The organism is Shewanella donghaensis, from assembly GCF_007567505.1.
GTDB classification, from domain to species: domain Bacteria; phylum Pseudomonadota; class Gammaproteobacteria; order Enterobacterales; family Shewanellaceae; genus Shewanella; species Shewanella donghaensis.
On record NZ_CP041783.1, the window covers coordinates 2,336,803 to 2,362,089 of the forward strand.

Below are 25,287 nucleotides of genomic sequence, written 5' to 3' on the forward strand. Positions count from 1 at the left end.
ATTAGGCTCTTGAGATAAACTCAATCCAGCTTTTTAATGCACTTTCAAAATCTTCTAAACCACAAAAGGCTTCAGATTCAGCATCATACATATTCATTGAGTCTTCAAGTTCAAACTCTTCATCAAAATCAATCGCATTGGTATAAACGCGTACTTGTTCATTATCGATAGCAATAGAAAGGTCGTTACTTTGCCAAGACCAATCCACTTTTTTGCTGGCTCTAATTTGCTCAATTTTAAGCAGTATATTAAGACATTGCTCTTTATTAGTGCCAAGTTGCTCAGCAAAAAAACGCCCTAAGATTACGTGCTCCATACTGAACTCAGCAAACACGGTGCCGTCTAGACTATTACGGCGAAATTCATATTCCATGGTACAACTCAACTAAATGGCTTTAGGTCATTTTAACTTATGTAGGCGCAAACTGCTTAGTTACTGTGAGTAAATCAACAAAATTATCTATATCTGCACTTGATCAATACCGATGCTATACCCAACAAAAAACGAATTAATAGCTAACCAAAAATATAGTGAGTTTTTATGACTCAATGATACGATGACTTACATAGGTATTATCAATCAGCGCAACACCAAAGGACAGATACCATCTTGGTATAAGGAATAGCATGGAAACAGGTTTTATATATTGCTTATTGCTATCAGGGCCAAATGCAGGACAAAGCCTCACCCCTGAACAAGTTAATCACTGGCAGCCAGAAGATGGCCTATTGTGGGTTCATTTACGATATAGCGCTGATGATGCAATAAAGTGGGTTAATGACGCACAATTACCGCCAACCGAAACAGATACCCTGCTGGCTGAGCACACCAGGCCAAGAACCGTAAGTTCTCACGATGGCATTTTAATGGCATTGCGCGGGGTTAATCTCAACCCCAATTCTGCGCCTGAAGATATGGTATCAATGCGGATCTTTGCGCAACAACATCGCATTATTTCAACTTGTGAGCGCCAATTACAATCAGTAAAAGACATTGCTGAGCAAATTATCTCAACCCCTGGGGTCATTGATTCGAGTGCTGATTTCCTCATCTCGTTATGTGAACGATTAACTCATCGCAAAGTTGAGCTCATTCATAATCTTGAAGATGAACTGGATAATCTCGATGAACAGGTTACCGAACAACTAAGCCATACATTGCGCTCGGACATCGCTGAACTTCGCAAGCAAACGGTCATCTTACGACGCTACTTTTCTCCCCAAAGAGATGCTTTTTCACGCTTATTAAATGATAGCCACATGCTGTTCAGTTCAGAACACAAACTAAGAGTACGAGAAATAAATGAAGTGCTCATTCGCGTTATTGAAGATTTGGATGCGATTCGTGATAGAGCCAGTGTGACTCAAGAGCAGTTGCAATCGGTGCAATCGGAACAATTGAATAAAAGGCTTTATTTTCTGTCACTGATCTCAGCAATATTTTTGCCATTGGGGTTTTTAACCGGTTTGCTTGGGGTTAACATCGGTGGAATACCGGGTACTGATAATAGCCTGGCTTTTAGCCTGTTTTGCGCGGGTCTATTTGTAATAATAGCGCTACAGATGTGGTTGTTTTATCGTTTTAAATGGCTGTAATTACATATCATAACGAACATATTTTGATTTTAAAGCAATAAAAAAGGACGCATTAAGCGTCCTTTTTTATTGGTCGAAAAATTACTGTGCAGTAGGTGCTACAGCGGCTTTTTCGATAGATAATAATTCAACTTCAAATACTAAAGTTGAATTAGCTGGAATAGTACCAGTGTCTTGCTCGCCGTATGCTAATTCAGACGGGATAACAAACTTGTACTTAGCACCGATAGGCATTAATTGAACACCCTCAGTCCAACCAGGAATAACGCGGTTTAGTGGGAACTTAGCTGGTTCGCCACGGCTGTAAGAGCTATCAAATTCAGTACCGTCAATTAAAGTACCTTTGTAATGTACTTCAACAGTATCAGCAGCAACAGGCATTTCACCAGTACCCGCTTCTAGTACTTCGTACTGTAAGCCTGATTCAGTTGTTACAACACCTTCTTTCGCTTTATTGGTTTCAAGGAATTTCTTCCCTTCTTCAACTGCTGCGCTTGCTAATAATGCCGCTTGCTCAGTACGTTTTTCGCTTAACTTAGTATCTAAACCTTGAAGAACAACTTGCATTTCTTCTTCAGTCAGCTCTAATGTATCTGCTAGACCATCGCTGAAACCTTGGATAACTAACGTTCTATCAACTGGAAAACCTAAATCTTCTTGTTCAGTGATATGGCCAGCCATATAACGGCCAATTGAACCACCTACACTGTAAGATTCTTTTTGCGCGTCAGTTGTTAATTCAACTTTCTTAGCAACAACTTCTTGCTCTTCATTACAAGCTGTTAGACCAACAACGGCCAATGCAACTAACGATAATTTGTAAATAGATTTCATTAAAGCTTCCTCAGCACCCTTTAGCGGTTACAATAACCTTTGGATATAAAATTCGTATATATTTGGCCACTTTATACTAATTAAAGTGTTTTTAGCAATGGCCAGCAAGATATGGCAGCCATTAAGACAACATTTAAAGGAGTAAGTTCATGTTTCGGATAATTATGCTGATAATTTGCATTTGCTCACTCGTTGGCTGCAGTCCTGCCGCTGAAAACGTTTTTAGTGTGACTAATGATTCAAGTTACAGCGCCAGCCTATCTGAAAATGCCCAATATGCCCTTGTTAGTACTTCAAGTAATGGGGTCCAATTTTGGGATCTCAAGGCCAAAAGTTTAAAATATCGCTGGCAGCATGGTTCAAATGACAATATTAGCGATAACAATGTATTTGATACGGCTATTTCTGCCAACGCTCAATATGCTGCAACGCTAAGTAGTGACTCATTAGCCATTTGGAATATTGAAACCGGGGAATCGATTGGTTGGTGGTCATTACCCGTTTCGGCTCAGTCTGTTGCCATTGCCAATAATGCCCAAACACTAGTGGGACTTATCGATGGCTCTGTCATGTCATTAGCTCCAGAGAAAAGCCTAATCAAGTTTCTTGGCCATCAAGAACGTGTATCCAGTGTATCGATTTCAGCCAATGGCCAAACTGCATTAACAGGTTCAAACGATGGTTCGGTTATTTTGTGGCAAGCGCAAACTGGGCAACCCATACAACAATGGCAGCTTGAATCTCGCATGAGTAAAGTTCAACTTAATAAAAGTGGCAGTTTGAGTTTTGCCAGTGATATAAAAGGGCATGGTTATATTTACTCTAATGATACTGGCGAAATAAAATCCCAATTAGCGATAAATCGTCGCCAAATGACGTTTAGTAGCGCTCGTTTCATAAACCAAGATGAGCAACTTATTACCGGTTCACCCTCTAAAGAAATCATCTTATGGCAGACCCAAACAGGTAAAAAACAAGCAACAAGACAAATTCAGCTCACTAAAAACAGTCAAAATAGAGGCGCCGTTGTATACTCTATTGCAAGTGATGACAATCAGAACGTCATCAGTATCAGTAATCAAGGTTTAGTAGAAACATGGGGCATATTAAAATAGCGCCATGCTTTGGAGAAGTGAATGCAAGATGTACAACAAAAGTTTGATGATTTAGAAACTAAGGTCGCTTTTCAAGAAGTGACCATTGAAGAGCTAAACCAAGAAGTAATTAAACTGAATGACCTTGTTGCCTTTCAGCAGCACCAGTTGTCATTCATCCTCAATAAACTGCAGGCTATTGAGCCGAGCAATATGGCATCTCAAGCAGATGAAGCACCACCGCCGCATTATTAATTTTTGTTTAGAAATTACTTCTCATTAATTATTCACATAAAATTAGGCTAGCTTATGGATGACTAACCTAGATTTTCAGTAAGGGATTTTATGCCAGACAGTAACATCATGACGATAGCTCAAACAGGCGAGGCTATTTTAGCTTGCCAAGCAAAGCCCGTGGTTACGTTTGATCAAGCTCTGGTTAAGCTTACTGAAGATATGATGGCAACGATGTTTGCGGCAAATGGTGTAGGTTTAGCTGCCACTCAAGTATTTAGTGATAAAGCAGTATTTATCATGTACTCGAGGCCTAATGAACGTTACCCGTCCGCACCAAACACAGTTCCAACCATTGTGATTAATCCAAAAATAACTGCTCGTTCATTAGCTATGGAGTCTTCGATTGAAGGCTGTTTATCTATCGAAAACGAGCGAGTTGCAGTTTTTCGACATCAACACATCAAAGTGATGTACCAAACATTAGCTGGCGATGTGGTCGAACAGCAATTAAGTGGCTTTATTGCTCGCATATTCCAACACGAATTTGATCATTTACAAGGTATCACTTTGCTTGAAAGAATGAACATGCCAGATCAAGTCTCCGCATTAGAGCAACACAACTCAGGGTTACAAGACGTATGTTAATGAAAAAACTACTCTGTATGCTGCTGTTGCCAATGTTGTTGTCTGGTTGCGCCTTTAATAGCATATTCATCAATTACCCCTCTCAAATAGCACCCATTAAACAGCAATTAAGCAGCCCAACACCGACGAGTAAGCTTAATGAGCTAGCCAGTGAGATTGATTCTAACGACGGTTTACTTTATGCCCAAGAAGCAGGCAGAGTAGCCCAAGTTTCTGGGGATTTTGATAGCAGTAAAACCTACTATGAACAAGCAATCAAAGCCTATCAAGCCTTTGACGACAGAGCGGTGATTAGCGCATCAGATTTAACCGCTACCGCCAGTAGCTTGGTATTAAACGATAATGCTATACCTTATCGCGGCCCAGGTTACGAACGGATCATGGTGCACCAATACCAAGCTTTCAATTATTTATTTGCCGGCGATGCTCAAGGCGCGTTAATTGAAGTTAGGCGCAGTAATCAACTGCAAACCAGTGAACAAAACCGTTACCAAAAATCACAAAGTTCAGTGCAAGCAATGGCTAATGGCACCATTGACGCTGAAATGAATAAATTAGGTTCTGCAGCGGGTACTGTGACCAGTTCATTTTTAAATGCCTATAGTTATTACACCACCGGCTTGCTACATGAATTACTAGGTGAGCCCAACGATGCTTATATTGATTATCGAAAAGCTGCCCAAATAACGCCTAACAACAAATATTTACAACAAGATCTGGTTAGATTAGCCAAGCAACTTTCAATGCCGCAGTACGATGAGTTTAAACGTCGTTGGGGTGATGCTGTGTTGCCTAAAGAAGGCCAAGGTCAGGTCGTTATGGTAGTAGAAAGAGGGTTTGTGCCAGAAAAACAAAGTCTCACAGTGCCGTTTACTATTCATGGAAATTGGCAAACTGTGTCATTAGCCACTTACCAACCTAATAGGCAGGCAATTCAGCCTTCCATCATTCAAGGGCTCGGAACAGTATTAAAAGCGGAACCAATTGCCAATATTGATGCCTTAGCTATTAATGCATTGAAAGAAGATTTACCAGGCGCATTGGTTCGACAAGCTGCTCGTGTCTATACTAAATCAGAGATGGCTCGCAGCGTTGAAAGTAGCAGTAAACGCCGCAACAATGAAGCCGATGCCGCAGCGATATTAATGCAGATATTTAACGTCGTGACAGAACAAGCTGATAGACGTAGCTGGCTAACCTTGCCAAGCCAAGCACAAATTGCGCGCAAATATATTGAACCTGGCGAATATCAAGTGCGCTTAGGCAACAGCCAAGCTGCAAAAATTGATGTGAAACCTAACCGTGCAACCTTAATTTGGGTAATAGAAACTGGCAATCAAACCCGTTTTTATTCAATAATAATTTAATTCGACAACCTATTCATTACGACAATTTTTAACGACATTTTTTAATGACAATTTACTTAACGCGATTTTTATTCAACATTTAACTCAATTTGACTAATTTAAGTCTTATCAAACATGGAACTTACTATGAAACATTTTAAACTGATTTTTGTTTTAGCTGCTGTAATCGGGCTATCTGCGTGTCAATCAAAGGTTGAGTATGGTGATGCCACTGAAGTTGAAACCGTTAATGAAAACTTTGGTTCAACAGATCTTCAAGCCATTGCCGCTAAAATGGTTGATAGCATGCTGACATTCCCACCAGTCATTGTGATGACTCAAAACGATCGTCCGATTATGTTCGTTGATAAAATCAAAAACAAAACCTCAGAGCACATCGATACTGAATCAGTAACAGATACCATCAGTAACAAATTGCTTCGTTCAGGTAAATTCCGCTTTATCGATATGACGAAAGTTGACTCAGTACGCAAGCAACTTGATTACCAAAACAATGCAGGTATGGTTGACCCATCAACTGCGATTAAGTTTGGTCGCCAAGTTGGTGCTCAGTACATGCTTTACGGCAACCTTTCTAGCATCGTGAAGCAAGACGGTAGCACTAAAGATGTTTACTACAAAATGACCATGCGTCTTATGGATCTTGAAACAGGCTTAATCGAATGGTCTGACGAAAAAGAAATCCGTAAAGTTAAATCGAAATCTTTCTTAGGCTTGTAAGCCTATTCGTTTTACAATTATAAGCCGACGTTAAGTCGGCTTTTTTATAGCCAAAAATTTAATGAATAATAAAAATAATATCTCATCATTTTAGGGAAGAATTTGTGAACTTGTTTAAGTCAGCTTTGGTAGTCATTGTTTGCGGTAGCTTATTTTCCTGTACTGCCACAGCCCCCAATATAAAAGAGCGAGATGGCAGCGCTAATATCACTCAGGCACAAGCCCAGTCTCGTTCAAATTTAGTCTCCGAAGTGAGTTATCAATTGAGCTTTACCTTAACTGGAGAAACTCAGTTTAGTGGCGTAACCAAGATGAATTTCGCCCTTTCAAGCATTGAATCAGCGTTAACTATCGACTTAAACAAAGCCAATATAAATAAATTACTGATTAACGGTCAAAATATTTATCCCAATTACAACGGCGCATATTTAACAATTAACCCTAGATTATTATCTGTTGGTCAAAACAGTATCGAAATAGGCTACAGCCGCGAGCACAGCACCAATGGTGAAGGCTTACATCGCTTTAAAGATCCTGTTGATGGCAATGTTTACCTATATTCGCACTTTGAACCTGCTGCGGCTCAACAGATGTTTGCCGTATTTGACCAACCAGATTTAAAAGCAACCTACCAAATTACCGTTGAAGCACCATTGAGCTGGCATGTCATCAGTACTATGCGTGAAACTCATGTTGAAGATATCGGTAATAGCCAGATTTGGACTTTCCCTACTACGCCTAAACTCAGCCCTTATAATTTTTCAATGCATGCCGGTCCTTACCATGTTTGGGAAGACAGCTCAGGCAAATATCCAATGCGATTATTTGCCCGTCAATCCGTTGCTGAGCAAGTCAGTCCTGAAGACTGGTTTACCTACACGAAACAAGGCTTAACCTTCTTTGATGACTATTTTGATATTGACTACCCTTTTAAAAAATATGACCAACTACTAGTACCTGATTTCCTCTATGGCGCTATGGAAAACGCTGGCGCGATTACCTTTGCAGAAAGCCGCTTCATGTATAAAGACACTATGACAGCGGCGCAAAGACAGCGTTTAGCGGGGGTGATAATGCATGAGATGGCGCACCAATGGTTTGGCGATCTCGTGACGATGAAATGGTGGAATGGCTTATGGCTAAATGAAAGTTTTGCGTCGTTCATGGGGACTTTAGCCACAAGCGAAGCGACCGAGTTTGACCATGCTTGGCGTACTTTTTACGCCACAGGCAAGCAAAGTGCCTATGAGCAAGATAGCCTAGTGACCACTCACCCCATTGAAGTGCCTGTAGCCAGTAGCAGTAATGCTTTTGATAATATTGATGCTATCACTTACTCAAAAGGCGCATCGGCTTTAAAACAACTAAGACACTTGCTAGGAGAAGAGACTTTCCAAAAAGGCGTCCAGCAGTATCTCAAACAATATAGTTATCAAAATGCCGAGTTAGATGACTTTATCAATAGCCTTGCTACAGCAAGTAACCGCGATTTAACTCAGTGGACTCAGGATTGGTTATATCAAGCGGGTGTAAACACCTTAAAAGCGCAATACCAATGTGAAAACTATCGCATCAGCCAGTTTTCACTTATACAAACAGCACCAAGTAAGGACTTACCAACCTTAAGGGAGCAACGTGTTCAAGTCGCCCTATTTAGAGCCAGTCGCCACTTGGTACACCAAGGGAAAACCGTTGCCGTAACTTATAAAGGCGCTGTAACTGAAGTGCCAGAGCTGATTGGCGAATATTGCCCTGATTTGGTTTACCCCAACTTTGATGATTGGGGCTTTGTCAAAGTCGAGCTCGATGAGCGCTCTTTTGAAACAGCTAAGGCACAACTGAATAAGATAAGTGATCCCTTACTTCGTTCAATGTTGTGGCAAAGCATGTGGGACAGTGTCAGCGATGGTCATTCATCAATCGAGCAATTTATTAATGTCGCACTGGTCAATGCGCCCAAAGAAAAAGACTACACCATTTTAGGCCAAGTGATTGACTACTTAAAACAAGCCCAAAACACCTTAAATAGCATGGCACCAAACCATCAAGCTTATGCAAAAAAAGTCAGCAAAGCACTGACTCAAATGAGTTTACGCATGACCATGGAACATCAAAAGGATGCCGACTTTCAGCGTCGTTGGTTTGATGCTTATATAACACTAGCCAGCGACAATGCAGCACTTGGTCACTTAGCAGATATCTTGGCAGGTAACGCTCCTATTCAAGGTTTAAATATCAGCCAGGATTTACGTTGGAAAATCATCATCCAATTAAATCGACATGACTACCCAAGAAGAGCTGCACTGCTCGAGAATGAAAGCAAGCTAGATAGAAGCGATAGCGGCCAAAAGTCTGCCATTGCAGCAGAGGCTAGCCGCCCACAAGCGGATCTGAAACGTGAGTGGTTACATAGAATAGAGCATGACACCCAACTGCCTTTTTCAAAAAAGCGTGTCGCGATGAATTATCTTTATCCAAGTGAGCAAAAGCTATTGAGTGCCGCAACCGCAGAGCAGCGATTAGCTAACCTTGTTGAATTAGACAATAAAGGTCCGGTGTTTATGCGAGCCTACAATCGAGCATTGATACCTACGGCATGCACCAATGCGAATATCGACGCTTTGAATCAGGTTTTAAATACACAAACTGACTTATCAAAAATGACCCGGCGCGCCTTATTAGAGACCCGCCAAAAAGAACAGCGTTGCGTGACCATGAGTGAAGTATTAGCCAAATAGTGAGTAATATACGGTGAAAAAATTAAACACTTACCTAATACCAAGGTGAAACTATTAACCTGAAATAAGTGAATAAAAAATGCCGCGCCTTTTAAGGGCGCGGCATTTTTATTGAGCCAAAATTGAAAAACTATTTAACTGCGCAAAGTAAATGTCATCATAATGGGCGCATGATCAGTACTATCGCTGTCACGTTCATATTCCGGTCGCACGAGATGCCTATCATAGGTTTGATAGCCACTAACTTCGGCTAAGTTTCGCGGGTGGGCTGCATCAAACTCGCAAGAAGCCAAAATATAATCTAATACCGAGCCCGTATTACCAAAGTAATGAGTCGCTGCCCTATCGTGCTTATGTAAATTAGGTGCTGGCGCATCATCAGTATCATTGGCCGACTCATCTTCATTAACACTGGATTCATATTCATCTTGGGCTAATGTGGCGTTTGATTTTTGGCCAGCTTGGAACAATTCATAACTATCAAATAAACTAAAACGTTCAAATTCAGCTTTAAGATTAACGTCATTCAAGACTTTAAGCGTGGGATCGATAATGTCACTTCTAAAGACTCTTTTACTGTTGGCTCGAAAAGCCTCAAGCGCGGTGCTTTGGATTGAATCATTAAAGTCACCCATCAATAACACCGGTAAATGATTCGCTTGGCGGTGCTTTGCGATCTCATAAAAAAGTAATGCAGCTTCACTGCCACGTTGCATATTCGATGCCCACGTGCCCAGCGCTTGCCTTGCCATAATATCTGCGCCGCCAGTCATGCCAGTATCAGTTAATGTGTCAACGCCCATGCCGCTGCGTTTGGACTTTAAATGCACCACATAGCACTCACACTCGCCAAAGTTAGGGATGTTCACTCGGGCGCGCAGCGGATGACGGCTAAAGTCAAAATCACTGGCAATGCCCATCAGAGGCAGCAAAGATTGATCAACGTTAACCAAAGCGGTTTCAGTAATAGGAAATTTCGAGGCTAAAGCCACTACAGGGTTTTTATAGACATAATCGCTGATCAAATTAGGCTCATCTAGCACTGCAAAATAACGGTAACCCAAAGGTTGCAGTAACGCTTTTAACGCATCAGGGCTAAAGACCTCTTGAAAACCGATAATATCGGGCTGTTGCTCAGTCAAATAATCGCTGAGCCAACGACACTTTTTCTGCCATTGTTGGTGAGAATAAATATTCTCAAAATCATAATATGCAGCAGGAGGCTCGATAAAATTAAATAAATTAAACGAGGCAACGGTAAACTCTTGATGCTTTTGTTGATCTTTATTCTGATCTTTTTCAAGCTCATTCTGACTACTTATTGAACTCACTTCATGCACCTTACAAAGCCTATTAAGACTACAGGTTAGCCCCTTAATCTGAAGAAGTCGATGCTTGTTCAACAAACAAAACCACAATCGATAATAAAGCTCTCATCATGCAAATTTGCCCAAAGTTTAAACAAAAAAATGATCCTAAATTAGCAACTGCCGTATTACCACCCGAAACATTAATTTGAATTCGAGGAATTAAAGATGAAACGGAAATACTCACTTGCCCTTTGCTTTTCACTTGTTGCACTAACAGCTTGCTCTGATGACGACGATAAAATTGTTATCGAAGAAACTCCCAACATTGAATATGCCCAAGTACGAGTTATTCACGCATCCAGCGATGCTCCAATGGTTAATGTAACCGCTAATGGCGCTGCCTTACTTCAAGATGTAGATTACGCCGTATCCAGTGGATTAATAGAAGTTGAAGCAGCAACCTACGCGGTCACTGTCGATGCAAAATTAGCCGATGGCACAACCCTGACAGTGTTAGAGGCTGACCTGCCTGCTGGTGCAGACATGGAATACACCGCCGTTGCACTGGGTAATGTTTCCGACGAAAACTTGATGCTGAAAGTCGTTGCCAACGAAAAAGCAGACATCACTTCAGGCAATGCCAGAGTACAAGTCTTGCATGCCGCGCCAGATGTTGGCCTAGTCGATGTGTATGTAACAGCGCCAATGGCAGATATCTCAGTAATGGAACCGACATTATCAGCCAATTACATGGATAACAGCGGCCAGTTAGAAGTACCAACGGATGATTACCAAATTCGTATCACCCCTAACGGTGACAAAACAGTGGTATTTGATTCAGGTACAGTCAATCTAGCCACTGGGACTGATTACTTCATCTCTGCGATTCCAAACGAATGGTCAGGCGATTCACCAGTTGCATTACTTGTCGCTTTACCAGATGCACAAGTGCTATTAAATGATGTCAGTAGCGGTAGCGATATTCGAGTAGTACATGCTGTTGCAGATGCCCCTGCAGTAGATGTGTTTTTAGATGGCAGCATGACAGCAGCCATTGAAATGTTGTCATTTGGTGAACTAGCAGGTTACCTCAATATCACAGAAGGTATGCACACCGTCACCGTTGCGGCTAACGCCGATAACTCAGTTGAAGTCATTAGCGATGCAGAAGTTGATTTAATGCTTGGCAGCAGTTACTCAGTGCTGGCGGTAGGTTCTCTTGCCGGAACTGATTCAGGTATGGATATTTCACCTTGGGCATATGCAGAACACACACGTCGCATTGCAACTGAAGCAAGACTCAACGTGATTCATGCTTCTTACTCAGCAGGAAATGTGGATGTTTACTTAACCCCAACAGCTGACATCAGCGCTTCAGACCCTGCTCTGACTGATGTGCCGTTCAAAGCAGCATCTGGCAGTTTAAGTGTTACGCCAGGCGATTACACTGTAAGCGTAACTGTAACAGGTACAAAAACTGTCGCTATTGGTCCACTTCCAGTCACACTAGCAGCCAACGGCTTGTACAGTGTTGCAGCGGTTGATGCTAAAGATGACAACTCAATGTTCACCGTTATATTAATGGATGACTTTGTGGCAGAGGAAGAATAGCTCAGACGCTAGCCTGCTCATTAACCCTAACGTGTTAATTAAACGCTAGCAGTTAAATTTTTATCTCCGTCCACCCTTTTGCGGCTTATCCCTAACCCTGGTAAGCCGTTTTTTTATTTATATAACGATAATAATTGTTCATACAACTTTGAGGTTAATCATTATGATAAAGTTACTCACCCTATTATTTGTCACCTTGGTGTTGTTTCAATTACTGAGTCCAAAGGTAAGCGCAATGGAAATTCGTTTTGATACCCCTGCACATGTCACTAAAGCAACGATTAGCAATGACACCGTTATGGGTGGACTTTCTGCAAGTGAAATACAAAGCCAACAAGGTATCAACCCTGTATTCAGCGGCAATGTGTCCCTAGAGAATAATGGTGGATTTGCTTCAATTGAATATCAACTTCAGCAGCAAATACCCAGCAGCAAAATTATTAAACTGAAAGTGTTAGGCGATGGAAAGCGCTACCAACTAAGACTTAAAACATCCAAACTCAGTTATGGTGAAGCCTATGCTGTTGACTTTGACACTCAAGTGGATCAATGGACAGAACATGAGTTTGCGACCACAGATTTTACAGCACGCTTTCGTGGTAGAAGTATTAACGCTCCCACGTTAGAATTTGCAGACGTTAATCGTATTGGCTTTTTGATTGCAGATAAACAACAAGGCCGTTTTACTATTACCCTTGAGTCAGTAAATTTTGACTAAATGACTGTTGACTACAATCGACTGCAATCGACTGCCCCTGTGGACTGTCGACTACAATCAAACTCCATAATCAGAGTTCACAGTCTGAATAACACTAAATAAACCCAAAGGATTGGCAATGAATAGTTTGGTCGGCATTAAAGGCGTCATATTTGATTTGGACGGCACTCTAGTTGAATCAGCATTAGATTTTAGCCAAATTAAGCATCAGCTAGGTTGCCCAGCAGAAGTCGATTTACTTGATTTCATTGCTGATATGCCCACTGAAGAACAACAAGCACAGGCAAATGACATCATTTTAGAGCATGAAACTCAAGATGCGATCAATGCGAAAGCACTCCCTAATATGCACCCTTTGCTTAAAACCATTGCGCAATTACAACTTCCCACGGCCATTGTCACACGTAATAGTAAAGTCGCTACCGCAACCAAGCTTAGGCAAAATGATATAGAGTTAGACCTTGTGTTAACACGCGAATGTTACCCAGCAAAACCGGCACCAGATGCGTTGCTGGCCATTGCCACAATGTGGGATATTGACCCCGCTTCTCTTATCTATGTAGGTGATTACTTATACGATATTCAGGCCGCAAATAATGCAGGCATGATTTCAGTGTTTATTAACCACAATAAGCAACCCGAATATCAATCTCAGGCTGACGTTATTGTTAATGATTTACATCAATTACAACAGATCATTGAAGACGATAATGGATAGTGAAAACTCAAAACTGACGACATTTATTCTGATTCGGTTGTAACACGTTTTTGGACAAAAGCTTCTTAGAGTTAATGTTAAAAACGCTCTAGCTCACATCTCGATAAGTATGGCTAAAATTGGAAAGGCTCAAATTTTAACTAAGCCACTACAATAAGACCTCAGGTCGAACGGACTGAAACAAGTTAGATTAAAAGTCCAACTCGTTTTCAAATAATGAGAAGATACGACTATGTTCAAAATGCGTCCATAGATAAACACAGCCTATAATAAACAACGAGAAATATAACTTAATACCTAAGGACTTCCAGCCAATCAATGGTGGCTAGGTAATCTAAAGCGTCCTTGTTAAGGGGGTTATTTTCAATATTAACACTTCTAAGCTTAGGGTTATTATCAAACCTGATATACTCAATATTATTCCCCATAGCAACAAGTATCTCAATCTCTAAGTTATACGAAACATCCACAGAATTAATCCCAGTGTCATTAATAAATAACGTCTTTAAATCATGCAATTGAGAAACATCAATGCCATTAAGGGGGTTATTGTTTAGCGTTATATCACGAATACTACGTGAGTTGGTGAGATTAATATGTTCAATTAAATTATCTGAAACATTCAAGTAACTAACATCAGTGCCCTCTAAGTTGATATTGCTAATTAAATTGCTTGTTAAAAACACAATATTAAGTTTCGGTAAGTGGGAAAGGTTTACTTCCTCTAATGCTGTATTGTAATTAATATATACTGTGTTTAATTCTAAATTTTGAGATATATCTACTGATTTAAGATAAGGGTTGTTAGCTATATCTATATACTCCAAACTGGGGTTACCGCTGAGGTCCAACTCAGTGAGTGCGGTGTAAAGCAGATATAGCGTCTTTAGGTTTTCAAGCTGCTCAATACCTGCAATAGAGTCTATACCGTTACGACTACAACTAAGCTCGGTGACCTCTTCAACGCTTGACCAACCATACTCCTCCACCCAACCGATGAAGCATTTTTTCATAGCTGGATGCTCAAAGTGCACATCGTCATACCATTCTTTTACTGTGTTATCAGAAGAGTTACAACCCATCAATACTACAGCGATAAATATAAGGTAAATTTTTTTCATGTATTCCAATCCTATTGGAGCGCTAACAATGTAGCGCTCAACATAGTTATAAAATGTATCGTTAGGTTAGTTATACGTTTGCTTCAAATCATCTATCACACTTTGATAATCTTCACCTTTGATGGTATTAAGGTAATTAGCATTTAAACTACTGAGTTTATTTCTTGCCATGCTGCTGTTGATACCACCATGGTCTTGGAATCTATACCGATAAGACGACCCATCAAAGTTATCTGTCACATAGTAGTCATAACAAACGGAAGGGGTGTTATAAACCTGATAGGCATCTTCTGTATCAGTCATCTCTGCGCGATTAAGTTTACATTGCGTCGTTCTAAATGAGGTTAAATAGACATTGTCTGCAATTTTTTTATCACTTGCCGCCCCCATAGCTTTAACTGAAGTAGCCATCTGTGCACCTTGGGTTTCTATAAATATTAATTTGTTTTCTCCGAAGTGAACTCTGTCAGCCAAAATAGCATAGCGAAATGCAGCTGCAGCGGAGTAATGTACGGCTATGTCACTATAATATGGCTTTGTACTCTTAATCAAAGTCCATTCTGTTCAAAGAACAAACAAAGTAGGCTTTTTTTTTCGCCAAGTAAATACGAGTAACAACAAAAATACAAACTGTTACAGCGGGTTACGAAGTTGTGAGTCCCGTTAAGTTTGGAGAGGTATGGTGTTTACGAAGGAACATGCTAATCAAGGTTAGAATTAACCACTATAACCAGGGTAAAACAGAGCCAAGGAGAAGATAACTCTGTTTTATTTTTAGGCTAGTTATAGTGTTTAATTTTAATTAAAATCTGTATCAGTTTGTATTCCCCCATTTTGAGAGATATATTCAAAACTAGAGTAAAGTAGTTTAATGATATATTAGCTCTGTTTATTCTGTTGAATAGTGATTTAGATGTTTGAATACAAATTCCCCCCCCCTCAATTCAAGGTATTCGCTGAAACTCGTTTTGGAGCGTGCGACGTGAAGTCGTATAAAAGACGGGACAGGTATTCTAGATTGTGCAAAAACCTTTCAGATTAGCTTTTCTATAGCCAAAACTTTACTAGCCTTACTTGCCTTTTGAGCTGCGAAACTCACTTTGGGGCATAAATGCGTTACAGCCACCAACGGTATACTTCTTTTGTATTGGGGCGTTTACGGTAATACATCACTTCAGTTTAACCAATTGCCTGCCGCAAGTGCTGTATAGGATATACGAATGTCGCGATCACATGGTCAATGATGTTCCCGACATCATAATGACATTTCCCATATCCCTATGGGTCATATATGAAAGAGCGACCTTTTATGCAGATACAACTGCGAGACGCCGCATTCTTTATATAAATCAAAAGGTCCATGTAGGCTCTGCCAAAACATATAACATCCATGTTAAACGGCCAGTTCGGCATCCATGCCTCTCGCTCAGAGCGTTTCACACGGTGAAACTTCGCCTTGTCATGGACGGTCAAAGCCGCGCTTACACCGGGATTATTATCTCTTCGATTTGACTCTATTTGTGGCAATTTAAAAAAGCTAAAAAGATCAAAAATCTAACCAGCTAAAAGGCTCAATTTGAATTGAGGGCATCGAGAAAAGGCCGTGAGCTTGGCATGGATGCCAGGCTAGCTTTCGTTAGGCCACGGATGGCCTGTTGGAAGCGTTAGGGCTTTTCGACAATGACCGTAGACGGATACAAACGAAGTTAAAAGCTGGATAAATCCCCATCGAAAATCATTCGCTTTTTAGCATTTTTCGTTAGGGGCTGCTGGGTGATCCAAGAGGGTATTGCAGTTTTTCCCTTGACTCTGGTGTGGGCGAAGCGCCACGACTTTGATTCAAACGGCGTTTGGAAATAAAGGATGGAAACCTACGGTCTAAATCTGCTGTGAACTAAGTACCTCGACGTTGATTTATTTAAAATGGCAAACCAGATTTGGGGCTGAAATGATTTATCCCCCTGATATGATTCTGAACTTAAATGTGTTCGATGCTCTAGAAATCTTGATTATAAATAGTAAAACTAGTTGATCTTAATTATATTTTTCTGCGTATTATACGTAGTCAAAAAATGTAAATTAAATATAGTAAGCATCTAAAAATACCAATGGAATAATGATAATTTAGCACTGCAAATATTAACTTCAACTACAAGCAGGCTGTATTAATAAAAATTTAAAATACCTTAAGGAACAACAATATGTACATGATGGTTAAGCACATCCACCTGACAATAATTGCGCTTACGTTTATATTTTTTATCATTAATTTTGTGTTAACGATTAAAGGGTCTGACAAGGTCAATAATAAACTGCTTAAGATAGGACCACACATTTTATATACCCTATTTATCTGTACTTTCATTTACCTAGTTCTAGTAAATCCACTTAATTTATATCCCTTCGTAAATGGTTGGGCATCTTCTAAATTAGCTGGTTTCGCTCTCTATGTACTCTCTATTACTTTTGCGCTTAAGTGGGCCAAGTCAATGCTATGGCGTATTGCAGGATTTATTAGTGCAACGTTTTGGTTAGTTATGAGTGCCAGACTTGGTTTTGCTCATCACCTAAAATCAAAAGGTTTTGAGGATACTAATGCTTATTTTGAAGTGGGATACTCTATGTTAACAGCAACTTGCTAGCCTGTTACCATTTCAATGGTTAATGTATTTTAGACCTGTATTACCCAATAAAAACTGACTCTTACATTAGAGTCTTAAAGCCTTTCTAAATTATCTCTTGAATTAATCGATTGAGTAATGCTCTATCTATTTGCCATTACCAAATTTGTTAAAGAATTAAGCTAAGCAGCCTCAGCACATAGAAGGTTGCTTAGCTGTATTTCTCTTCGTTTTTATCCAATACTTCATAACGCCCAATCAATAACAAAAAATTATTATTATTATAAATTATCATAATTTTATTATATTAAAGCTTCATCATATAATTCTCCCATCAAAACGAACAAGCAGCAGCTTAGAAATTAACGTATAGGGCGAGATTATTATGAAAATGAGTCATGTAGGTATTATGGTTGGCGACATGGATAAAGCTGTCGAGTTTTATACCCAAGCATTAGGTCTTGAAACTGTCATGGGCAAGTCTGAAGTCATCGAAGAAAAACAAACTGCCATTGGTAGAATGTGTATTGCGGTATTTGGTGATGGCTTTAAAGGTTTTAACATTGCACACCTAGTCACTTCAGATGGAATAGGCTTCGAATTATTTGAAATGAAAGACCGCGAAGAAAGACATAATGTCGACTTCACTAAAATCGGTATTTTCCATTACTCTTTAGAAACAGATGATTTTGAAGGCGTTATAGAGCGAGTGAAAAAATTTGGCGGTAAAGTCAGAATGGACATTATGCGCTATCATCCAGAAGATGATAATAAGCCGTATAAAATGGTGTATTTAGAAGACCCATTTGGAAATCTATTTGAACTGTATTCACATTCTTATTCAGAAACTTATTCTTCTGAATACACATAACAATTATAGCTTTAAAAAAATCAGCAGCTAACCTAGGTTAGTTGCTGATTTTTTTGTAATGAATATGCTTTTTTGTGGTCATAAATCATTTGAGACATACACCTGTTAGTACAAACTCTGATAATGAATATTGAGGAAAATCGAATAGACCTGTTAAGTTGCTGGCCAACAAAAACCTGCAACTACAATTACCCTTAGTGCTACCCTCAAGCGCTGTTTGTAAATTCCGATCAAACTTAGTACCTGCTTCCTGATCCCCGTTTTACGCTTTGATTTATATCGATTCGATTATGGAAGTAACTGAACCTTTTAACTCACTTCAACGTAATAAAGTAAGTGAATAATCGAAATTAAGATAATCCAAGAAGGAGGAGTTAATGAACCCACTGCACCCTAAAAAACTACTCAATAGCAAATGGACAAAAGTTAACGTGACCAATAAATTGAAGCATTTTTCAATCACCAAAGTAAGCTTTGATGAAGACCAAAATGTCATAGAATGTTTAATTCGAGCAGAACTTAACGGACAGGAGATTGATATAAATTGGCGGGAGTTAAAAAATACCAGCCTCTGGTTACAAGGCTGGAAATAATAAGGTTACCAATAACGATTTAAGTGAATAATTAAATAAAGTCACATATTTCATTTAAGGATTTTTTTTGTAGTGCATGTTCAGGCACTGTGGCGCCCTCTCCCGGATAGCCAGCAATAATAAGCATGTAAGGTCGCTCATTGTCATTGTCTCTGCCACAAACCTTACTTAAAAAGGACATAGGTTTTGGAGTATGGGTTAATGTGCCGAGTCCGGCGCTGTGTAATGCTTGGATTAAGAAGCCTGTGGCGATACCGACAGATTCATGAACATAATAATTTTGTTTTTGCTCACCATTATCTTCGCTGCGTTTTTTAGAAAACACCGCAATTAACCATGGGGCCGTTTCAAGATAAGGTTTGCTGGCATTAGTCCCTAATGGCTTTAAATTATCTAACCATTCTTCACCGCCGCGACCTGCATAAAACGCTTGCTCAATAGCTTCAGCTTGCTGGCGTATTTGCGCTTTAATTTCAGGATTACTAATGGCAACAAAATGCCACGGCTGATGATTAGCGCCATTGGGCGCGGTACCTGCGGCTAAAATACATTGTTCAATAATTTCCTGTGGAACAGCTCTATCTGAGAACTTACGTATAGAATGGCGACGCTGCACATTTTGGTAGTTTTGCTTTGCCCGTTCGATCATTTCTGATGGTGAGTATTCAATGAAATCAGTAAGTGGTAAGTGAGCTTCGGACATAACTGTTCCTTATTATTCTAGTCTATTATTCTAGTTCGATTTTTTTTTGAGTCATATTTTATACATTGATTCAGCATTCATGGACCATCAATGGTTTATGCTGAATTTGTTCAAAAAGTCGTTAAACAGCGGTATTGTCTCGCTCTGTTGCGGCTTTTCTTTTGAAATCATTTAAAGTGATTTGTAATGCTTCTATGGCCGTCGCGGTATCTATTTTATTTTCTTCCAGTAACTGAATTAAATCGACCGCAAGTTGAATGGATTTAGATGCATCATTCAATTGTGCTGGTTGCGGGCTTTCTGTCGTCATCTGCGATGTGTCCAATATTTAAAGTTATCAATATCTAAAGTTATCAATATCTAGAGTTATCAATATCTAAAGTATGCAATTTTTACGTATCTGATAATATTTTCATGCTAAGCAATGAATCTCATTGCCTAGGCATACTCGCGCAATATTACTCATTAATTTGATATTAAAGTGAAAAGTTAGCAATGGCTTTTTGAATACCAATAACATCAGTGCCTTTTTTGAGTTCTTTCACTATGGGTTGTTCAGTGCCTGAGATATAAATTTTAAGTTCTGCATCCATATCAAAGGTGCCTGCAGTCTCGACGATAAAGTGGGTCATCGATTTATAAGCAATAGAGTGATAACTGACTTTTTTACCGGTCATACCTTGTTTATCAATCAATATTAGGCGCTTATCGGTAAACACAAACATATCTCTAATCAACTTATAGCCCATATGCACAGACTCATTATCAGCAAGAATTGGCCCTAACTCTTGTTGTAATTCCGATAAATCGACCTCTGACGAGTTCCCTAAAATAGCATCGAATAATCCCATAACTTTCTCCCTGTTATCTAACGTTTAAAACTGAATAGTCAGCATATTAATTTTATTTATATCACAAAATACTGCGCTATCTAGGTCAGTTTAACAAGCTTATTTCATGCTAACATCTACGCTTATAAAAATGAGTCACCAAGCAAGCTTGGTGATCTAGGAGAACATATGAATGCTGTAATAATTGGTGCTACTGGGCTTATTGGTGCAAATGTCTTAGCAGGGTTACTTGCTGATGACCGCTACAACAAGGTGCTGGTTTTAGGCCGCCGCATTCCAACACTTCCGTCAGAGACTCATGGTATCGACAAACTCAGCTTTATAAATTGTCAGCTGGAAGATATCCCAAGTTTATCGATACCGATCGACATCGATCATGCATTCTGCTGTTTAGGCACCACCATTAAACAGGCCGGTAGCCAAGAGAATTTTACCAAAGTAGATGTGACTGCGGTGATTGATTTTGCGAAGTTAATTCAACAGCATCAAGCTAAGGTGAATAGTAATAGTTCAAAAAAATGGTCTTTTTCAGTGGTAACTGCATTAGACGCCAATGCCGATTCAAGCATTTTTTATAATCGTGCTAAAGGCCAGGTTCAACAAGCCTTAATCGCACTTAACTTGCCTAGATTAGTGATATTTCAGCCGAGTTTATTGCTAGGTCAACGCCAAAGTCAGCGAGCACTTGAAGATATAGGCCAATCATTATTCAAGCTGTGCTCAGGCCTATTTGTCGGACCACTTTTGAAATATAAACCCATCACTGGTGAACACGTTGCGAAAGTGATGTTGCAAACAGCTGAGCCAATTGATAAAAATTACGACATGCCGTCAATGCAAATTATAGATAACAAAGCCATGCATTTGAGCGTTAAGTAAAATCTAATTTCCATAAAAAAGGCGCTTTATTATAAGCGCCTTGATTAATTAGCTCTATCGATAAGAAGCTAAACCGTTATCAAATTAACCGATTAGTCTCTGGCTAAATGACGGTATAAGCCTTGGTATTCTGCACAAGCTTCCATGAGATCAACATGGTTGCCACTAGCTTCAATAACCCCATCATTCATCATATGGATTTGATCCATCTCAGCCATAGCCGTCAATCTGTGGCTAATCATTAATAAGGTTTTGTTCTCAGCAAAGCTAAACAGTAATCTTAGTATTTCACGTTCAGTGCGCTTATCCAGTCCTTCTGTGGGTTCATCCAATAGCAAAATGGGTGCATCACGTAATAAAGCACGAGCAACCCCGATACGGCGCTGTTCACCGCCCGACAATTGACGTCCACCGTCACCAATCCAGCTATCTAGACCAATCTCTTCACCACGGTCAGTAACGGTTTTTGAGGTCAGTAAAGTCTCTAAACCCACTTGCTTTAACACAGTAATAAAGCGTTCATCATTAGCCTTTATTTTCTGACCTTCAATATGAGGTAAAGCGATCGCTAAGTTATCTCGCACAGTTCCGGCAAATAAATGGATCCGCTGGCTAACGACTGTCATCGCACTACGAAGGGAAGTTTCATCATAGTCGGCAATATCATGGCCAGATAAGCTTATACTGCCTTGTTGTGGTAACCACTCACGCGTCACTAGCCCCAGTAAGCTTGACTTACCACAACCCGTTGGCCCAAGTAGCGCGACTTTTTGACCTTGTTTAACCTGTAAATTTAAGCCTTTCAATACCGATGTATCAGCATGGTAGCCAAAGTGGATATCGCTCAAGTTAATCTCGATCTCATCAGTATCAACCGCCTGATGTTGACGTTCACCATAGGTAATATCGGTTTGTTGATCTGTCACTTCAGAAATCCGTTTTGCCGCCAACACACAACTGGATAAATGCTGAAATGCCCCCGAAATTGGCATCATCATTTCAATGGTCGCCATGGTCGCAAATACCATCATCGCCATAAACGGCCCTGGTGGTATTTGATCGCCGACCCCTTGCCCAGCCAGGTACAACATCATCACCACAGCAAAACCATTCACCACGATCAATAGCCCTTGGCTAAACCCAGTAATATTAGCCATGGCTGTTTGGCTATTAAACAGCGCATTTTCAGCATCTCGTAGCTTCTGTCTATAACGCGCATTGGCTGAGAATATCGTCAGTTCTGCTTGCCCCTGAATAACATCAAGGATTAGCACCCTAAACTGGCGTCTGCTGTCCACAACGGCTTCGCCAGGCTTTCGACCCAAACGATAAAACATCAATGGCAATATAATCCATGCGCTCAGCAATAAACCGCAAAGGCTTAACGCTAAGGCTGCATCAAACCAAGATAAAAAGGCGTACAGTGCTAAAACCGTGAGTAATGATGCTGTCATCGGTACCAGTAAGCGCAAGTACAAATGATCTAAGGTATCGATATCAGCCACTAAGCGATTGAGCATATCCCCTTGGCGTAAGCCTTTAAGGTTGTTAGCACTTAGCGGAAAGAGTTTTTTCCAAGACCAGACCCGTAAATCAGTCAGTAACTTAAATGTGGCTTCGTGCGTGGCTAAACGCTCGCCATAACGGCTTGCTGTACGGGCAATAGATAAGAATCTTACGCCACCAGCAGGCGTGAAAAAATTAAAGGCGAGTGCAGTCGCCGCAGTAAGGCCAGCAACGGCTGTGGCCGATAAAAACCAACCAGACAGCGACAGCAAACCAATACCCGCAATGATAGTGGTACAGGTAAGAAATAACCCTATCGCCATCATGAACCACTGGCGCTTAAACAGTTTAAGGAACGGATATAATAACTTCATTATTTATCCTCCTTTACTGAACTGTCGTTGGTTTTGTGCTCAAGAGCGGCCTTGTTATCAAGGGAATGATTTGCATCACTTTCATCTTCGAGAAATAAAGACAAGCCATCATCTTGTTGCTGCATCGACTTGAATAATCCTTGCTGTTGGCTAAGCGAAGCATAATCGCCTTGCTGCACAATCTGGCCATCTTCGATAACGAGAATGGTGTCCATGTGCTGCAATTGATCTAATCGATGGGTAATCATTAAACTGGTTTGCTGTTGCTTCGCTTCATTTAGCGCAGCTGATACAAGTTGCTCACTTTTGCTATCAAGACTTGCGGTCGGTTCATCGAGTAGGAATAAACTGGCTGGTTGAGATATTGCCCGAGCCAGTGCAATACGCTGTGCTTGCCCTACTGAAATGCTTGCTGATTGATCGCTGATAATGGCATCAAGTCCTTGAGGATGTGCCTCAACAAAGTCACTGATATTAGCTTGTTGCAGCAAAGACATAATTTCTTCATCTGTTAATTCGGGATTAGCCAAACTGACATTCTCACGAATAGAACCATGGAATAGCTGTGGATCTTGCCCGAGCCAAGCAAGGTGCGATCGCCAATTGTTTTTATCCAGCAAACTTAGCTCAACGCCATTGATTTGCAGCGAACCCTTGTAGGGTAAAAAGCCCAGTAATGCATTAAGCAGACTGGTTTTACCCGCACCACTTGGACCAACGATGGCAACATGTTCACCAGCTTTTACCGTAAATGAGATTGGACCGAGCAACCTTGTGTCATCCAATGTCTGTACTTCAAGATCCGATGCAACAATGGTGACCGTCGTTAAATCGACAGCATGCAGTTTTGAAGTTTGCTCGGCAAACTTGTTATTCACTTGCTTCAACGGATTGGGATGTTCCAACAATTCAACTAAGGCTTCTGCTGCGCCAATGGCTTGGGCTTTAGCATGATAATGGGTGCCTAAATCACGTAGCGGTTGGAAAAATTCTGGTGCTAGAATCAAGATAAACAAACCAGTGAATAAGCTAATGCCAAGGCCATAATGACCAAAGTTAAGATGGTCTAAATAGCTAAAACCAAAGTAAACCGCCAATACAGCAATGGATAGTGCTGCGAAAAACTCCAATACCGCCGAGCTTAAAAATGCCATCCGTAAGACCGACATGGTTCTTTGTCTAAAGTCTTCTGATGCGGTTTCTATTTTTTTAATTTCCGCTTCGCCGCGATGAAATAACTTAAGCGTACTTAAGCCTTTTAAACGATCCATAAAGTGGCCACTTAAGCGTGATAACGCACTGAAGTTTTTACGGTTGGCATCCGCTGCGCCCATCCCCACCAGGATCATAAACATCGGAATTAACGGTGCAGTGGCAAATAAAATAACGCCAGCGGCCCAGTTAATTGGAAATACTGCCACCAGTATAATCAGTGGAATAAAGCCCGCTAACATCATCTGCGGTAAATATTTGGCGTAAAAGTCATGCAAATCTTCAACTTGCTCAAGTACGATACTCGCCCATGCCCCAGCTGGCTTACCTTTGATATAGGCAGGCCCTAAATCTGTCAGTTTATTCAGTACCGCTTCACGAATATCACTTCGAAGTCTTTTACCCGCCTCAAAGCTGAGCCTTTCTCTGGCATAGGCTAACCCTGCTCGAAGCAAAATAAGCGAAACTAATGCCACAAATTGCACACTAAAGCTGCCAATAGGCAACTCGAGCATGATCACCCCATGCAAAATAGTGGCGAGTAAATATGCTTGGATAACAATGGCCACACCATTAGTCACACCTGTAAAAATAGCAAGTTTAAGGAAAATACCGCAGGATGATTTCTGTGATTTAAGCCAGTGGGTGAGAGACTTTTCTAAAGTTTTATCCATTTCATTCCTGAAGGTGAAAGCGTAAAGAGTGGAAAATTGCCGCAGTATCGCAAGCTAAAGAGGCAGATTACAGCCGTTTGCATAGAAGTGTTAACTGATTCACACAATGCTAATAAACATTGTAGTAGATGAACTTTCATTATACGCCAATGTCATTAAGCGTATCAGATTTATAAGATTATCATTTGTTGATTTTAATCAGTGCAGAAACCACTTTTTAATCTTGCTATGTGAACAAATCTAAGCTAAAAATTGCTATAGCGTATACAGAGTTATTAGCAGTTTTTTTAACTT

At 40.3% G+C, this 25,287-nt stretch carries 24 protein-coding genes; 14 read left to right on the forward strand and 10 right to left on the reverse strand.

What is annotated here, in order from left to right:
- Position 1 precedes the first annotated feature (1 nt).
- Positions 2-373, reverse strand: a complete 372-nt coding sequence (locus tag FPK91_RS09915; RefSeq protein ID WP_144210940.1) for a YacL family protein — start codon at positions 371-373, stop codon at positions 2-4.
- Between the two features lie 254 nt (positions 374-627).
- On the opposite strand from FPK91_RS09915, the gene FPK91_RS09920 reads away from it, so the two are divergent.
- Positions 628-1,596: a zinc transporter ZntB gene (locus FPK91_RS09920; protein ID WP_144210942.1), complete on the forward strand. Its 969-nt coding sequence runs from the start codon at positions 628-630 to the stop codon at positions 1,594-1,596.
- 81 nt (positions 1,597-1,677) lie between these two features.
- Here FPK91_RS09920 and fkpA read toward each other — a convergent pair whose 3' ends face one another.
- Positions 1,678-2,430: an FKBP-type peptidyl-prolyl cis-trans isomerase gene (gene fkpA, locus FPK91_RS09925; protein WP_144210944.1), complete on the reverse strand. Its 753-nt coding sequence runs from the start codon at positions 2,428-2,430 to the stop codon at positions 1,678-1,680.
- A gap of 149 nt (positions 2,431-2,579) precedes the next feature.
- Between fkpA and FPK91_RS09930 the strand changes: the two genes are divergently transcribed.
- The 6 genes from FPK91_RS09930 (at position 2,580) to pepN (ending at position 9,231) form a co-directional block, all read left to right on the forward strand.
- Complete coding sequence (locus tag FPK91_RS09930) at positions 2,580-3,545, forward strand: WD40 repeat domain-containing protein (protein ID WP_144210946.1); 966 nt, start codon at positions 2,580-2,582, stop codon at positions 3,543-3,545.
- 21 nt (positions 3,546-3,566) lie between these two features.
- The gene (locus FPK91_RS09935) at positions 3,567-3,779 is read left to right on the forward strand and encodes a SlyX family protein (protein WP_144210948.1); all 213 of its coding nucleotides are present in this window, start codon (positions 3,567-3,569) and stop codon (positions 3,777-3,779) included.
- A 90-nt stretch (positions 3,780-3,869) separates the two neighbouring features.
- Complete coding sequence (gene def, locus FPK91_RS09940; RefSeq protein ID WP_144210950.1) at positions 3,870-4,406, forward strand: peptide deformylase; 537 nt, start codon at positions 3,870-3,872, stop codon at positions 4,404-4,406.
- On the forward strand, positions 4,406-5,773 hold the full coding sequence (locus tag FPK91_RS09945; RefSeq protein WP_168926919.1) for a COG3014 family protein: 1,368 nt from the start codon (positions 4,406-4,408) through the stop codon (positions 5,771-5,773). Before def ends, FPK91_RS09945 begins: the two co-directional genes overlap by 1 nt.
- Before the next feature lie 126 nt (positions 5,774-5,899).
- Complete coding sequence (gene lpoB, locus FPK91_RS09950; RefSeq protein ID WP_193559187.1) at positions 5,900-6,493, forward strand: penicillin-binding protein activator LpoB; 594 nt, start codon at positions 5,900-5,902, stop codon at positions 6,491-6,493.
- A 104-nt stretch (positions 6,494-6,597) separates the two neighbouring features.
- A complete protein-coding gene (gene pepN, locus FPK91_RS09955; protein ID WP_144210956.1) occupies positions 6,598-9,231 on the forward strand; it encodes an aminopeptidase N in 2,634 nt (877 codons plus the stop codon).
- Between the two features lie 134 nt (positions 9,232-9,365).
- On the opposite strand, the gene FPK91_RS09960 is transcribed toward pepN, so the two are convergent.
- Positions 9,366-10,562, reverse strand: a complete 1,197-nt coding sequence (locus FPK91_RS09960; protein WP_227006726.1) for an endonuclease/exonuclease/phosphatase family protein — start codon at positions 10,560-10,562, stop codon at positions 9,366-9,368.
- 204 nt (positions 10,563-10,766) lie between these two features.
- Between FPK91_RS09960 and FPK91_RS09965 the strand changes: the two genes are divergently transcribed.
- From FPK91_RS09965 to FPK91_RS09975, 3 genes are all read left to right on the forward strand, one after another.
- Entirely contained in the window at positions 10,767-12,152 is a 1,386-nt protein-coding gene (locus FPK91_RS09965) for a DUF4397 domain-containing protein (protein WP_144210958.1), read from the forward strand.
- 163 nt (positions 12,153-12,315) lie between these two features.
- On the forward strand, positions 12,316-12,870 hold the full coding sequence (locus FPK91_RS09970; RefSeq protein WP_144210960.1) for a CIA30 family protein: 555 nt from the start codon (positions 12,316-12,318) through the stop codon (positions 12,868-12,870).
- Between the two features lie 118 nt (positions 12,871-12,988).
- Positions 12,989-13,588 carry an HAD family hydrolase gene (locus FPK91_RS09975; RefSeq protein ID WP_144210963.1) on the forward strand — a complete coding sequence of 200 codons (600 nt, stop codon included), beginning with the start codon at positions 12,989-12,991 and terminating at the stop codon, positions 13,586-13,588.
- A 290-nt stretch (positions 13,589-13,878) separates the two neighbouring features.
- Here FPK91_RS09975 and FPK91_RS09980 read toward each other — a convergent pair whose 3' ends face one another.
- Together FPK91_RS09980 and FPK91_RS09985 are read right to left on the reverse strand one after the other, a co-directional pair.
- A complete protein-coding gene (locus FPK91_RS09980; RefSeq protein WP_144210965.1) occupies positions 13,879-14,709 on the reverse strand; it encodes a leucine-rich repeat domain-containing protein in 831 nt (276 codons plus the stop codon).
- 66 nt (positions 14,710-14,775) lie between these two features.
- Positions 14,776-15,120, reverse strand: coding sequence for a hypothetical protein (locus FPK91_RS09985; RefSeq protein WP_144210966.1), 345 nt, complete (start codon positions 15,118-15,120; stop codon positions 14,776-14,778).
- A gap of 1,790 nt (positions 15,121-16,910) precedes the next feature.
- Between FPK91_RS09985 and FPK91_RS09990 the strand changes: the two genes are divergently transcribed.
- From FPK91_RS09990 to FPK91_RS10000, 3 genes are all read left to right on the forward strand, one after another.
- Positions 16,911-17,351 (forward strand): SirB2 family protein, encoded by a 441-nt coding sequence (locus FPK91_RS09990; RefSeq protein ID WP_144210969.1) that lies wholly within the window; start codon positions 16,911-16,913, stop codon positions 17,349-17,351.
- 364 nt (positions 17,352-17,715) lie between these two features.
- The gene (locus FPK91_RS09995; RefSeq protein WP_144210971.1) at positions 17,716-18,201 is read left to right on the forward strand and encodes a VOC family protein; all 486 of its coding nucleotides are present in this window, start codon (positions 17,716-17,718) and stop codon (positions 18,199-18,201) included.
- 377 nt (positions 18,202-18,578) lie between these two features.
- Positions 18,579-18,794 (forward strand): TIGR02450 family Trp-rich protein, encoded by a 216-nt coding sequence (locus tag FPK91_RS10000; RefSeq protein ID WP_144210972.1) that lies wholly within the window; start codon positions 18,579-18,581, stop codon positions 18,792-18,794.
- Between the two features lie 31 nt (positions 18,795-18,825).
- Here FPK91_RS10000 and FPK91_RS10005 read toward each other — a convergent pair whose 3' ends face one another.
- The 3 genes from FPK91_RS10005 to FPK91_RS10015 all read right to left on the reverse strand — a co-directional run bounded on the left by FPK91_RS10005 (position 18,826) and on the right by FPK91_RS10015 (position 20,348).
- Entirely contained in the window at positions 18,826-19,497 is a 672-nt protein-coding gene (locus FPK91_RS10005) for a nitroreductase family protein (protein ID WP_144210974.1), read from the reverse strand.
- Positions 19,498-19,618: 121 nt separating this feature from the next.
- The gene (locus FPK91_RS10010) at positions 19,619-19,807 is read right to left on the reverse strand and encodes a YbaM family protein (RefSeq protein WP_144210975.1); all 189 of its coding nucleotides are present in this window, start codon (positions 19,805-19,807) and stop codon (positions 19,619-19,621) included.
- Between the two features lie 166 nt (positions 19,808-19,973).
- Positions 19,974-20,348 carry a PH domain-containing protein gene (locus FPK91_RS10015; RefSeq protein ID WP_144210977.1) on the reverse strand — a complete coding sequence of 125 codons (375 nt, stop codon included), beginning with the start codon at positions 20,346-20,348 and terminating at the stop codon, positions 19,974-19,976.
- A 168-nt stretch (positions 20,349-20,516) separates the two neighbouring features.
- Here FPK91_RS10015 and FPK91_RS10020 point away from each other — a divergent pair, with 168 nt between their 5' ends.
- Entirely contained in the window at positions 20,517-21,227 is a 711-nt protein-coding gene (locus FPK91_RS10020) for a Rossmann-fold NAD(P)-binding domain-containing protein (protein WP_144210979.1), read from the forward strand.
- A 92-nt stretch (positions 21,228-21,319) separates the two neighbouring features.
- Here FPK91_RS10020 and cydC read toward each other — a convergent pair whose 3' ends face one another.
- Together cydC and cydD are read right to left on the reverse strand one after the other, a co-directional pair.
- The gene (gene cydC / locus FPK91_RS10025; protein WP_144210981.1) at positions 21,320-23,107 is read right to left on the reverse strand and encodes a heme ABC transporter ATP-binding protein/permease CydC; all 1,788 of its coding nucleotides are present in this window, start codon (positions 23,105-23,107) and stop codon (positions 21,320-21,322) included.
- Positions 23,107-24,993 (reverse strand): heme ABC transporter permease/ATP-binding protein CydD, encoded by a 1,887-nt coding sequence (cydD, locus tag FPK91_RS10030; RefSeq protein WP_144210983.1) that lies wholly within the window; start codon positions 24,991-24,993, stop codon positions 23,107-23,109. The genes cydC and cydD overlap by 1 nt, the downstream gene beginning before the upstream one ends.
- Between the last annotated feature and the right edge of the window lie 294 nt (positions 24,994-25,287).